General features: G+C 69.3%; 13 protein-coding genes. 4 read left to right on the top strand and 9 right to left on the bottom strand.

Annotated features, from left to right (window positions below):
- Positions 1-670: 670 nt before the first annotated feature.
- Both NF4_RS30650 and NF4_RS38215 read right to left on the bottom strand, forming a co-directional pair.
- Entirely contained in the window at positions 671-1,534 is an 864-nt protein-coding gene (locus tag NF4_RS30650; protein WP_063130878.1) for a phosphatidylinositol mannoside acyltransferase, read from the bottom strand.
- A gap of 2 nt (positions 1,535-1,536) precedes the next feature.
- Entirely contained in the window at positions 1,537-1,719 is a 183-nt protein-coding gene (locus tag NF4_RS38215; protein ID WP_198165529.1) for a hypothetical protein, read from the bottom strand.
- Between the two features lie 440 nt (positions 1,720-2,159).
- Between NF4_RS38215 and NF4_RS30645 the strand changes: the two genes are divergently transcribed.
- On the top strand, positions 2,160-2,738 hold the full coding sequence (locus tag NF4_RS30645) for a hypothetical protein (RefSeq protein WP_063130877.1): 579 nt from the start codon (positions 2,160-2,162) through the stop codon (positions 2,736-2,738).
- Positions 2,739-2,845: 107 nt separating this feature from the next.
- Here the strand turns inward: NF4_RS30645 and NF4_RS30640 are convergent, their stop codons facing one another.
- The 3 genes from NF4_RS30640 to NF4_RS30630 form a co-directional block, all read right to left on the bottom strand.
- Positions 2,846-3,775, bottom strand: a complete 930-nt coding sequence (locus NF4_RS30640; RefSeq protein WP_063130876.1) for a lysophospholipid acyltransferase family protein — start codon at positions 3,773-3,775, stop codon at positions 2,846-2,848.
- A gap of 4 nt (positions 3,776-3,779) precedes the next feature.
- A complete protein-coding gene (locus NF4_RS30635; protein WP_063130875.1) occupies positions 3,780-4,607 on the bottom strand; it encodes a GNAT family N-acetyltransferase in 828 nt (275 codons plus the stop codon).
- A gap of 226 nt (positions 4,608-4,833) precedes the next feature.
- A complete protein-coding gene (locus NF4_RS30630) occupies positions 4,834-6,138 on the bottom strand; it encodes an NAD(P)/FAD-dependent oxidoreductase (protein ID WP_063130874.1) in 1,305 nt (434 codons plus the stop codon).
- 111 nt (positions 6,139-6,249) lie between these two features.
- Here NF4_RS30630 and NF4_RS30625 point away from each other — a divergent pair, with 111 nt between their 5' ends.
- Entirely contained in the window at positions 6,250-7,107 is an 858-nt protein-coding gene (locus NF4_RS30625) for a LysR family transcriptional regulator (protein ID WP_063130896.1), read from the top strand.
- Between the two features lie 228 nt (positions 7,108-7,335).
- On the opposite strand, the gene NF4_RS30620 is transcribed toward NF4_RS30625, so the two are convergent.
- From NF4_RS30620 to NF4_RS30600, 4 genes are all read right to left on the bottom strand, one after another.
- Positions 7,336-7,647 (bottom strand): hypothetical protein, encoded by a 312-nt coding sequence (locus NF4_RS30620; RefSeq protein WP_157120689.1) that lies wholly within the window; start codon positions 7,645-7,647, stop codon positions 7,336-7,338.
- Positions 7,648-7,778: 131 nt separating this feature from the next.
- Complete coding sequence (locus tag NF4_RS30615) at positions 7,779-8,102, bottom strand: hypothetical protein (RefSeq protein ID WP_063130872.1); 324 nt, start codon at positions 8,100-8,102, stop codon at positions 7,779-7,781.
- 31 nt (positions 8,103-8,133) lie between these two features.
- Positions 8,134-8,979 carry an SDR family oxidoreductase gene (locus tag NF4_RS30610; protein ID WP_063130871.1) on the bottom strand — a complete coding sequence of 282 codons (846 nt, stop codon included), beginning with the start codon at positions 8,977-8,979 and terminating at the stop codon, positions 8,134-8,136.
- A 1,037-nt stretch (positions 8,980-10,016) separates the two neighbouring features.
- The gene (locus NF4_RS30600; protein ID WP_063130869.1) at positions 10,017-10,766 is read right to left on the bottom strand and encodes an AraC family transcriptional regulator; all 750 of its coding nucleotides are present in this window, start codon (positions 10,764-10,766) and stop codon (positions 10,017-10,019) included.
- Between the two features lie 140 nt (positions 10,767-10,906).
- On the opposite strand from NF4_RS30600, the gene NF4_RS30595 reads away from it, so the two are divergent.
- Together NF4_RS30595 and NF4_RS30590 are read left to right on the top strand one after the other, a co-directional pair.
- Entirely contained in the window at positions 10,907-12,025 is a 1,119-nt protein-coding gene (locus NF4_RS30595) for an MFS transporter (protein WP_063130895.1), read from the top strand.
- A 54-nt stretch (positions 12,026-12,079) separates the two neighbouring features.
- Positions 12,080-12,874 carry an alpha/beta fold hydrolase gene (locus tag NF4_RS30590; protein ID WP_063130868.1) on the top strand — a complete coding sequence of 265 codons (795 nt, stop codon included), beginning with the start codon at positions 12,080-12,082 and terminating at the stop codon, positions 12,872-12,874.
- Positions 12,875-12,962 lie beyond the last annotated feature (88 nt).

Here is a 12,962-nt window from a genome sequence, read left to right as displayed (position 1 = left end):
ACGGCTCGGGTTCGGCGGGGACGTGACTGAATAGTCCGGGGTTGTCGTCGTGCATGTTCGTGCTCCGATCTTCGGTGTGCGCTGCCGGTGAGAGTCGCGGCACGCAGGGTCGAGATCCGCGTCCCGTGGTGGTGTGGTCCGGCCGACCGGCGGTCCGGGCCTTCCGGGGGTACCCATCCGAACCCGGAGACACTCCGCGCCGGAATCCCGAGTGGAGCGACCCCTCGCCCTGAGGTAGCGGGACTGCGACAGTTCGAAAGAGGTCCTGTCGGATTCGGCAGCCGATCGGCTGCTCGACGGTGTTCCTCACTAGAGTAGCCCCATCCGCCCCCGCCGCGTGCCTCCCGGTCGAAAATCCAATCTGCGACCAGCGTCGTCGGCGCACGCCCCGCGTCACTGCACCGATCATGCCGGGCCGAGACCTCCGGTGCGGGTGACAGATTCGAGCGCATGTCCATCTGTGAACGGCAGGTCATTCTCCGCACACTCGCCGCAGCCGGGCTTCTACCTGTCGAGACTACGACACGCGCGGTCAGCCGACCGACTCGATCGTCGCGATCGTCGGATCGGACACGCATAGCTGTCAGGAGTCGGCGCTTATTCCCCCGGCTCCGGAGCGGCCGACGTGGGCAGCTGCCGCGCCCGGCCGAACGGCTCCGGCGGCGCCCCCTTATCCGTCCGTCCAGACCCGCTGCAACATGTGCCAGTCCGCGGGATGGGCGGCGATACCGGCGGCGAACCGGTCGGCCAGCTCCTGGGTGGCCTCCCGGACCCCGCGGGAGGTATCGATCGGATCCCCGACCGAGAATCCCCATCCGTCCGCCGTGAACCAGCAGTGCACGGGCAGCAGCGGGGCGCCCGTATCGATGGCCAGCCGGGCGGGACCGGCGGGTAACCGCGCCGGCGCATCGAAGAAGGTCACCGGCACGCCCCGGCCGGACATATCGCGCTCACCGAGCAGGCAGACCACACCACCCGCGCGCAGCCGGTCGGTGAGCAGCCGGAACGGGGGTGTGTTGCCGCCGGTGAGCGGGATGATCTCGAAGCCCAGCCCCTCCCGGAAGCGGACGAACCGGCGGAACAGCGACTCCGGCCGCAGGCGTTCGGCGACCACGGTCGGTGTACCGACCCGCTGCACCAGCCAGACACCGGCGAGGTCCCAGTTCCCGCTGTGCGGCAGGGCGATCACCACCCCGCGACCGGCGGCGTACGCCTCCCGAATCCGGTCGAGGCCGGTGGCCGAGGATTCGATGGTGTCCGCCAGCGCGTACGGATCCATCGCGGGCAGTCGGAAGGCCTCCCGCCAATACCTGGCGTAGGAGCGCAGATTCGCCCGGACCAGCTCCGACGGAACCTGCGCGGGGTCGACGCCGAGGACCCGGGCCAGGTTGCGCCGCAACTGGACCGGACCGCCGTCGCGGCGCGCGATCCGGTCGGCGGCCGCGTCGAACAGGCGTACCGCCCAGCGGTGCGGCAGGGCCCGTACCAGGCGCCAGCCCACCGCATAGCCGAGGTCCTGCGCCCGGCCGGACACCGCTACCTGGTTCCGGCGTCCGGCCCGGAGGGGCCGTCGGTCTCGGGGGCCGCGGTGAGGAAGACCGGCCGGTGATCGTCGGCCGGTAACGAATACGGCTCGGGTTCGGCGGGGACGTGACTGAACAGGCCGGGATGGTCGTCGTACATGGTGGTGCTCCGATCTTCGGTGTGCGCTGCCGGCACGAGTTCCGTACGGCAGAGGTCAAGGGGTGGGGTCCCGCGCCGGCGGTCCGGTCGGATCGGGGCCGGGTCCTTTCGGGAATACCCATCCGAAACCCGTGGCACTCGGCGCCGGGCTGCCGAGCGGAGCTTCCGTGGGCCCGGGGGCGAGTCGCGGCCGGGTCCGCGGATTCGGCAGCCGGACGGCTGCTCGACGGTTTCCTCACCACCGTAGCCGTTATATGTCACCGCTGTGTCCCGCACGCCCCAAACCCGTGTGGCGGCGCGGCCCGCGGCCGACGGGCGGCACCCCGACCGGTGTCGCGCCGATCACCCCACTTTACACCAACCTATTGAACGTACCGTTATTCAGCGGTACGGTAATTGGTGTATCAATAAGCACTCGCGGAGTGCGACCCGCCCCGGATGACGAACGGGGGCGTGACCGAGTGAGGACCCCACCGATGAACCGAAACCACGAACAGCGCGTCCGCCGTCTCGCGGCGCGGATCGCCGCGCTCGCCGTCATCACCCTCGCGCCGCTGGCCGCCGGTGCCGGCCCCGCCCTCGCCGATCAGATCGGCGCGACCCACGTCAGCAGCGATTCCAGCGACAGCTTCGGCGATAGCTCCGGCTGGGACAGCAACGGCTGGGACGACAACGATCATCAGGCCTGGGACGGCGACGACTTCGGCGACAACGACGGTTTCGGCTGGGACGACAACGGCCACTACGGCTATAAGGACCACCACCGGCAGGATTACGACGGCTGGCAGGACCACCTCAACAGCGGCGACAATCGGTACCCCGACCGCGATTCACACAACGACCGCGGCCGCGATTACGACCGGCCCGCCGATTGGGATCGCCACGAGAATCCGCGCGGCGGCGGAGGCGCGCCGCCGAACTGGAATATGCCCAACCCCTACATCCCGCCGCCCCCGCCCAGCCTGCTGCCGCAGGTCCTGCTGCCGGTCCTGCCGCCGCTGCCCTTCGCACTGCCGGGCCTCCCCGCCCTGCCGGGTACGGGCAGCGCACGCTGATACAGCGGGCAAGGAGCCGTTGCCTAGCGGTACATAGATGAGCGAGTCGATATCCAGCAGCAGGAAGGGGGGTCCGCCCCGGGTGGGCCCGGCCGGAACCGCTCGGATCAGACCGAGGTGACCGCCGCTTTCGTCAGCTGCCGGTCCGCTGCCGCCAGCACCGCGTGCGCGGCGTCCGAGAGCTCTTCCGCACGCACGGCTCGCTCACACCGCCGGGCCAGCTCTTTCCGGTCGGTGCCCGCCTGTTCCACCGGCGCCAAGACCACCTCAGCGGTCAGATTCCGGGCACGCAGCACGCGCACGATCGAATCGACCAGGGTGTCGTCCCCGACGAAACCCGGGACGGTGGACCGGTTACCGTGCGCGTCCAGGTACCGCAGCCGGACCGGCTGCACCGGGGTCGCGGTATCGACCGCGGCCTGGAACAGCGCGGGCCGCAGCGACCCGTAGGCACGGCCACACCAGGTGGTGCCCTCCGGGAAGAATCCGATCCGCTCCCCCGCGGCGAGCCGGTGCCCGACCTGCTCGATCGCATCCGGCAGACGGCGCAGGCGTTCCCGCTCGATCGGGATGACCCGCATCACCCGGGCCAGCGTGCCGAGCACCGGCCAATCGATCAGATCCGCCCGCGCCACGAACGCGAGCGGCTGCACCGAGGCGAGCACGACGATATCCGCCCAGCCGATATGCCCACAGGCGACGAGCACTCCCGTGCCCGGTGCGGCGTACCGCGGCCCGATCGCCGCGGCTCCCGCGCGCCGGTCCACCACCCGCAGCCGGATCCCGCACGCACGCAGGAGGGTCCGGGCGAACCGCCGCTGCGCCCCGGAACGCCGGGACGGCGGCGTGACGAGGTGCACGAATGGATAGGCGAGCAGCACCGATACGGCCCCCGCCGCCCGCAACCCGGCCCGGGCGACACCGAGCTCGGGGCGCTGCTGCACACAACCGGTCCCGCACGGACTCACCGGCATCCAGGCGTGCGGGGCGGCAGCCTTCACCTGCGCCTGGTCCACCTGCTGCGCGACGGCTTCCATGATGTCACCGCCCGCCCTCGAAATTCGCGGCCGCGCCGCGTAACCGATCCAGATATCGGGTGTTGATGGTGTCGAGCCCCAGCAACACCACGAAATCCGCCACGGCGAAATCCGGATCGTGCGCGGGCTCTCCGCAGATCTCGGCGCCGAGCCGCAGGTAACCGCCCAGCAGCGGCGGCAGTTTGGGGCGTCCGGGGGCGGGCAGATCGTCCAGGGCCACCCCGTCGACCACCACAGGACGATAGGGGCGGACGCGCTTCTCGGGGGCGCAGGCGTGTTTGCCGAGCAGGAAATCGCGGACGCCGCGCACATTGACCCCGGCCGGGTCACCGGGGCTGTTCTGCATGGGGACCGAGGCGCATCCCATCACCCGGTCGTAACCGGTGAGCTGGATGTAATGCAGGATTCCCGCCCACATGAGGGTGAGCACCGAACCGTTGCGATGATCGGGGACCACGCAGGCCCGGCCCATCTCCACGATCCGCAAACCCGCCGGGTCGAGATTCGTGAGGTCGAACTCGGTGGCGGTGTAGTACCCGCCGGCGGCGGCGACCCTGTCCGGCGGCAACATCCGGTAGCACCCGACGAATTCGCCGGTGGTCTCGTCGCGGACGAGCATATGGTCACAGTGTTCGTCGAACCGGTCCGCGTCCAGGCCCGTGCCGTCGTCGGGGATCCGGAAACCCGGCTCGCCTGCGAATACGTTGTACCGCAATCGCTGCGCCGCGATGCGATGGTCGGTGTCGGAGGAGACGATCAGTGCGTATCGGGACCGGTGATCCTCGCCGGCGGCCGGTCGAGCCGGAGCCGTCAGCACGGACGTAATAGCCATGATGCCAAGCAGGCCAGCCCGACACGGCGTCCGGGCGTCCGTCACGTGTCGCGGACATGCCGGTTCGGTTAACGAGACGCAGGTCACACCGGACGTTCACCGACCGGTCCCCGCGCGTTCGCGTGAACAGCGAAAAAGGCCCCGCCGTTGGACTGCGCGCAACCTGGAGTTCGCCGCTCGGACGCACCGCGGGCGGGCCCGTCCGACGGGCCCGCCACACGCGGCGCTACGCGACGAAACGTTCGGGTTCGCGCACCCGTTCCAGGTGTCGCCGGTCCACCTCCTCGAACCCCGGCCGCCCGGTACCGATGAACGCCACCAGCCACGACAGCACCGCGGCGAACCGGTTCCGGAAGCCCACGAGATAGAACAGGTGCACGGCCAGCCAGATGAACCACGCGAACACACCGCGGAAGGTGATCTTGTCGTTCAGCTTGGTGACGGCGCTGAACCGGCTGATCACCGCCATGCTGCCCTTGTCCCAGTACACGAACGGAGTGCCCGGGTGCTTGTCGCGGCTGATGATGTCGGCCGCGTGCCGACCCTCCTGCATGGCGACCGGCGACTGGCCCGGGTAGCCGTTCAGCGAGGTCATATCGCCGATCGCATAGATATCGGCATAGCCGCCCACGGTGAGGTCGGGGTTGATCAGTAGCCGTCCGGCGCGGTCGGTCTCGCAACCGGTGGCCTCGGCCAGCAGTTTCGCGAAACCGCCCGCCTGTACGCCCGCCGACCACACGATGGTCTCGGCGTCGATCTGCCGCTCGGCGCCCTCTTTGTCCTTGACCGTGACGTGCCCGTCTTCGATATCGGTGACGAAGGTGCCCAGCAGCACTTCGACCCCGCTGCGGGTCAGCGATTTCTTCGCGTACTCCGACAGCCCGCCGCCGAACGGCGGTAGGACCGCACCGGCGCCCTCCACCAGGGTCACCGAGACTTCCTCGTGGTAGTACCGCTTCGCCAGTTCCTTCAGCTGTCCCGCGACCTCCACACCGGTGGCCCCGGCGCCGACCACAACGAACGACAGCAGCCGCCGCCGGGTCTCCTCGTCGGCCTGGGCCGCCTCGCGGAACACCCGCGAGATCTGGGCCCGGAGCAGCTTGGCGTCGTCGATGGTCTTGAGCGAGTAGGTCTTGTCGGCGAAGTCGTCGCGACCGAAGTACGACTGGCTCGCCCCGGTGGCCGCGATCAGCGATCCGTAACGGATCCGGCGGACCTCTTCGCCGGTGCGGTAGGTCAGGACGGCGGCGTCGGGCTCGATGGCGGTGACCTCGCCCAGCCGGACGTCGGCCTCCTTGTGCCGGCGCAGAATGTTCGCGATCGGGGGTGCGATCTCCGCGGACGCCAACACCCCGGTGGCGACCTGATAGAGCAGCGGCTGGAACAGGTGTTCCGGCGTGCTCGAGATCAGGACATAGTCCACTCCCGCTTTGGCCAGTTGTTTGGCTGCGGCGAGTCCGCCGAACCCCGAACCGATGATCACGACGTCCGCGTACTCGACGCCGGCGCCGATATCAGTGACCTTGTGCATGACAGCCTCCTTCACTCATTAGGAACCGTCATCCGTAAGGAAGATATTTCAGGGTTCAGGGCGCATAATTGAGATGACTCTTATCTATTCTGGTCATGAATGGAGATCGAGGTGGAACTTCGCCAGCTCACGTACTACGTCGCGGTGTGCGAGGAGCTCAGCTTCAGCCGGGCGGCGGCCCGGTGCTTCATCTCGCAATCGGCGATCAGCCACCAGATCGCCCGGCTCGAACACGACCTGGGCGTCCAGCTCTTCGAGCGCTCGACCCGTTCGGTCGTCCCCACCGACGCGAGCACCAGGCTACTACCGCTCGCCAAGCAGATGCTAGGTCTGGAATCGGCCATCCGCGCCTCGATTCGTACCACCGGTCCCCGTATCCGGCTCGCGGCGAATATGTCGTTCGCCACCCGATCGCTGTCGGCCATCGCCGGCACCCGCGAGGCGCATCCCGGCGCGGAGATCGAATTCGTCATCAAACCGTTCCGTCAGCGGGTCGCGGCCGTCGCGGACGGAGACTGCGATCTGGCGCTGATCCGCGGCAGTGTGCAGCAGGCCGGACTCGTCGTCGAGCAACTGTGGGTGGAAGACCTCACGCTGGCCACCGCTCCCGCGCATCCGCTGGCCGGCCGCACCGACGTCACCCTCGCCGAACTCAGCGCCTACCCGCTGCTCCTCCCTCCGGAGTCCGAGCAGTTCCTTTTGCACAACGTCATCCGGACCGCCTTCGCCGATCTGCCCACCGGCCCGACCTTCGGCCCGCCCATCCCGCCGGACCACACCGCGACGATGGAGCTGATCAACCACCCCGACGCCTGGACGGTTCTCTACGCCAACAGTTCCACCGAGGGCATCGCCGCGCTCCCGCTGGCCGACCACCGCCTCCGCATCCCCGTCTCCGCCGTCCTGCGCGCCGACACCGGCCGGACCCCCATCCTCGATTCGCTGCTCGCGGGCCTGCACTGCGCTTAGCCACAGCCCCCACCGGTCGGGGTCGTCCCGGCCGTCCACCCAGGGGGTGGAAACGCCGTCGGCCCGGCACGCACGCTGCGCACCGGGCCGACGGGCTCCGGCAGCCGGGCAGTGGCTACCGGAACATCGGTGGCATCGCCGGTTCGGCTCGGCGGTCCACCGGCAACCCGAGTGGCGAGGGGCCCGGCTCGGGTCGGTTCGGGCTGCCGTCGTAGGACGGCGAAAGTACTACCGCGGTGGGGGCACCCGATCGTCACGATGCCGGAGCACCGCCCCCTCGGGCACCGGCTGCACCTCGCCGCTCTTCAGGATGATCACCCCGGGGCTGCCCGGAGGCAGCTGGTAACCCGGCAGCTCCCGCTCGATGTTCTCGCGCAGGATCACCCGGTCGATATCGGACCGCTCCTGCCCGTTGATGATGATCTTTTTGTCGAGTCCCGGGTCGGCGCCGGCCGCGCCGGCGCCGGCCACAGCCGCGCCCGCTACTCCTACTCCACAGACCAGGGCCGCGAAAGCTCTACTCGCAGGTTTCAGCTTCACCGTGAAACTCCTTGTCATACCGCGTTTTTGCCGACCACACCGGATCGGACCTCGGATAACGGCGACAGTAGTTCGTATCGCTGTGCCCAGGCCGGTGAGACAGCTGGGAGTCTGCTGGGAATCGGGCCGGTTCAGCCGTCGCAGAACAGGCAATCACAGGGCCGGCCCACCTCACTGCCGTAGACGGCCAGGTGGCGCACCGGAGCCAGCACTGTCTCGGCGACGGCCGGATCCAGTGGTGGGGCCGACCGCGGAGACAGCTTCCCCCAGGCGGCAGGTGTTTCTTCGATGTCGTAGCGGACCGCCGCGTCGACGAACAGCGTCCACAGGCAGTGATCGGGAAAGGGATTCAGGCGCAGGATCCACCAGCGGCCACCTACGTCGGCGGCCAGCGGGAAACGCGCGTTTCCGGTGCGGCGCCATGCGGGTCGGGCCAGCGCTTCGGGCTGTGTCATACCACCGCCTCTCTTCACCGATCGTTCCTCGCTATGCGGCGGAGGAACCGAACGATTCCAGAATTGCCTCGATGCGTTCCTGCGCCGCGCGCGCCATCACCGGATGCGTGGTCTCGTACAGCTTTCCGGCCTCCACGGCAGCGAGGATGATCTCGGCCGCCCGCGCGGTGGGCAGCATCTCCTTCGCCATCTCACCCACAGCCTCCCGCATGGGTGCGAGTGCGGTCAGGAGCTCCGGGGACAGCGTCTCCGCCTCCGGCGCCCCGTTCGCAGGCGGTGCGGCCATCTCCGCCAGACCTCGGAACATCCGAGTATCCACCGGGCCCGGACACACCACGGTCACCCCGATATTCGGGGCGATGATGTCCAGTTCGCCTCGTAGCGATTCCGAGATCGAGATGATCGCGCTCTTGCTCGCCGCGTACGGCGCCCCGAACAGGCCGACGGTCAGCCCGGCGAGCGAAGCGGTGTTGACGATATGGCCGCCACCGCCGGCGATGAGATGCGGAGTGAACACATGGATACCGTTGACCACGCCGCCCACGTTCACCGACCAGACCCGGTCCCATTCCGCGGGGGCGATATCCCAGCTCGGCCCGCCCGCACCCACACCCGCATTGTTGACGACCAGGTCCACCCGGCCGAAGGCGGCGAGTGTGCGGTCGGCGAGGGCCCGGACCTGATCGATATCGGCGACGTCGGTCGGCACGGCGAGCACCTGGCCACCGAGTTCCGCGGCGGTCCCCGCCAGTGTCCCGGCCTCGACATCGGCCACAACCACCTGTAGCCCCCGATCGACCAGCGCGGCGGCCACAGCCCTGCCGATGCCGTTCGCGGCTCCGGTGACGACAGCGACCTGCCCGGCTTCCAATTTCATAAAACCTCCACTCCACCCTGTCCACCCTGTGGCGGACGGAACCATCCTCACCCTCACGTCGGACCACCGCATCGACCCACGGAGTGATTTCTCGACGGTCACGGGTGGCGACCCGAAGGGCGCACGCCACCCCCTAGTACGAGAAGCACTGTCGTACACGGGTTGCGGTGCGCAGACCGGTGGTCCGGCCACACCGTGCGCCCGGCCGGTTATCGATCCCCAGAGCCGGTGGCGGACCCGCCGGGCGGCGGGGGCAGACACTTTTCCCCGCAGGCCAGCTCACGCGCGAGGCTTTCGTAGGAGAAATACGCGCGCGCCAATTGCCGCCGGTGTGCCGCCTCCGGCCCGTCCCGGATGTAGCGGTCGAACGAAATCGTGTACAGATGCGCCAGGCGGCCGAAAACCGCGCCCAAGCCCTCGTGATGTTCCACCGCACGGCTGCCCGGTGCACCGAGAACGCGGTGTGCCTCCAAGTCGATGACGAGAAGATGCCGCTGCGCGTCCTCCAGGCTCCGGTGAACGGGTCGGCGGCGAGGTCCATCCCGGGCAGTTCCGGTTCGAACCGGCCCGGGATCCAGGTCATCACCACCTCGTCCCAGTCCGGCCGCGTCGCAGCCAGGCGCCGATGGGCGTCCACCAGGCCCGCGACGGAGGTGAGCATGGGGCAGCCGAAATCGGCCGCTCCGACCGTCCGGAATTGCGCCGCCCGGGCGAACACTGTCGAAACGACTCGGCTGTCCGGTAATGGACCGAACCTCCTACGGCCGTGCACAGTTCCCCATTTCCTGCCGCCGCGGCGGCCATTCTTGAATTGTCCGAATTCGGCGACCCCGGCCGATCACCCCGCACCGCAGACTCGTCGATCGGCGCGCACAGCTTAGCCAATTCCTCGGCTCGTAACAGCACTCGGCGAAAGGGGTATCGACACGGAAAACGCTCCCCTACAACGTAATTGGCATAGACCGAATCGGAAGCGGCGGCATTTCGACCCCTGTATTCCTATCCGTCGGCCGCATATCACCCGGCGGGAATCGCGGCTATCGACCGTTGCCCCGCCGCGAACTGCCCGGGGTGCGTCCGAACGCATGCCGGTACACATCGATGAAAGCGCTCGGCGAGGCCCAGCCGCAGCGACCGGCCACCGCGGTCACCGAATACCCCTCGGCGAGCAATCGCACCGCCCGGTGCAGCCGCAGGTGGGTCCGCCACTGCGGATAGGTCATGGCGAACTCGGTCCGGAACAACCGGGTGAGGGTGCGTTCCCCGGCGCCCACCCGCCGACCCAGTTCGGCCAGCGTCCGGGTGTTTTCCAGATCCGCCTCGACGAGGGCGCAGGCGCGCCGGAGGCGTTCGTCCCGGGCGACCGGCAACAGCAGGCGCTGATGCGGCATCCGGCCCAACTGGTCGAGCAGTACCTGCCGCAACCGCCCCAGTTCGTGGTCCGGCAATTCGCCCGGCGCGGAACAGGCGATGATCAGTTCCCGCACCAGCGTGGAGGTCGCGAGCACCACCGGCGCCTCCCGGTCCCCCTCCGGCGCGATCGGAAAAGCGATGCAGTGGAAACGGGTGGGTCCGAAGAAGTGGTGCTCGTGCCGATATCCCGCGGGAATCCAGATCGCGCGGTCCGGTGGCGCGATCCAGGTGCCGGTATCGGTGCGGACCTCCGCCGCCCCGCCGCTGCAGTAGATCAGCTGATGGTCGGGATGGCGATGCGGATCGATATGCGATCCCCCCGGCAGATCCTGCACCCGGGTAGGGGTGGGAACGGTTCGGCGGGTTATCGACACATCTTGGCATTTTATCGGAAGAAGTCACAGGTGGTCGCTTCCTACGCTGGTCCACGACCGACGAGCAGGAGGACCCGGCTGTGGACATCCCGACGACCGCTCCCGCCACCACGGCGGGTCCGGAGAAGGTATGGAACCGTATGCGGCACTGGGTGATCGCGCACGCCGTCGACGACTTCTACCAGGGCCTGATCCCCGCCGCTCTCCCGTTCTTCGTCCTGGAACGCGGCTACAGCTACGTCGCCGCGTCCGGTCTCGCGCTGGCGGCCGCACTGGGCAGTTCACTACCCCAGCCGCTGCTGGGGGTGCTGGTCGATCGCCGGTCGGTGCTGTGGCTCGCCCCGGCCGGGCTGCTGGTGGCCGGGGCCGGAGCGGGGCTGGCAGGTCTCGCACCGGCGTATCCGGTCGTCTGGCTGCTGATCCTGATCTCCGGAATCGGTATCGCCGCATTTCATCCGGCCGCCGGCCGGGATGCCCGCCGCGCCGCCGGGGACAGCACGGTGGCGATGAGTTTCTTCGCGGCCGGCGGCAGCGTCGGGTTCTTCCTGGCGCCCGCCCTGGCCACGCCGCTGCTGTCCACGCTGGGTGTCGGGGCCACCGCGCTGTTCGTCCCACCGGCGGTACTGACGGCGTTCGTGCTGTGGCGGCACCAGCTACGGCGCACCGCCCACACCGCGACCGCGGTTACCGCCGCGGGGCGGGACCGCTGGGGACCCTTTCTCGTACTCACCGTGGTCGCGGTCATCCGCTCGATGCTCTTCCTCGGCATGAACACCTTCATCGCGCTGTACTGGATCGGGCATCTGGGATCCAGCGGCCTCATGGGCGGGCTGGCGCTCACCGCGTTCCTGGTCGGTGGCGTGGTCGGAACCATCTCGGGCGGGCGCATCGCGGACCGGATCGGGATGCGGGCGACCATCCGGCTCGGTGGCGTCGTCGCGGTCCCGGCCTTGGTCGCGCTCCGGCTGTGCGAGGACCCACGGCCGGCGGTCGTACTGGTCGCGCTGGCCGGTGTGGCCGCCAATATTCCGTTCGCGGTGCTGGTCAAACTGGGCCAGGACTACCTCCCGGCCCGGCCCGGCACCGCCGCCGGAGTCACACTCGGCATCGCGGTGAGCGCGGGCGGATTGTTCATGCCCCTACTCGGACGGCTCGCCGACCAGCACGGTCCGCAGGCGGTACTGACCACGCTCTGTGTGGTCCCGGCGGCGGCCGCCGCGCTCGCGTTCCTGCTGCCCCCGCCCGGACGCGCCGGCTGACCGGTATCAGCGGTCGCGCCGGCGTATCGGAGAAGAAGGAATTCGGAGGTTCACATGTTCACCTATCTCGGCCGTGACGGCCACCCCCTGCGCGCGGCGGCCCGCGGCGCCGGCGCCACCGTGGTACTGCTGCACGGCGGCGGGCCGGATCATCGCAGTCTGCTCCCCCTTGCCGATCGACTCGCCGACACCTACCGCGTCGTCCTTCCCGATATCCGCGGGTACGGGCAGTCGCCGTGCCCGGATCCGGCCGCTCACACCTGGTTCCGCTACGCCGAGGATGTCGCGGCGCTGCTCGACCACCTCGGCGCCGAACGGGCGTCGATCGGCGGGATAGGCCTCGGCGCGACCATCAGCGCTCGCGCGGCGACAGCCCATCCGGAACGCTTCGACGCCACGGTCCTGATCAGCCTGGAGGATATCGAGGACGATACGGCGAAACAGGCCGAAACCGCCCTATTGGACGCTTTCGCCGAAACCGTCACCACCCGCGGTATCGAAGCGGCCTGGGCGCCGATCCTGCCAGGGCTGGCCCCGGTGATCGGGACGCTGGTCCGGGAGGCGATTCCCCGCAGCGATCCGGCCAGTATCGCCGCCGCAGCCGCCATCGGCCGCGACCGCGCGTTCCACGCACCGGCCGACCTCACCGCGCTGACCGTACCGACCCTGGTGATCCCGGGTGTCGACCACCGTCATCCCGCACAGTTCGCAGAGGAGGTCGCCGGATTGCTGCCGAACGGCCGCCTGGAGCGCGGTGTTTTCCCCGACCGAGTCGATACCGCGGACGATCTGGCCGCGGCACTGGAACCCTCGATCCGGACATTCCTCGGCGACACCCTCGGCCGCTGAGCCCGGCCGGCGCGGCTCCGCCCGCACTGTATACCCGGGCCGGGACCTGAATACAGCTGTGCCCCGGCCGGATCACCCGGCCGGGGCA

Origin of the sequence: Nocardia fusca NBRC 14340 (assembly GCF_001618425.1) — a bacterium.
GTDB lineage: Bacteria > Actinomycetota > Actinomycetes > Mycobacteriales > Mycobacteriaceae > Nocardia > Nocardia fusca.
This window is presented reverse-complemented; position numbering and strand designations above follow the sequence as displayed.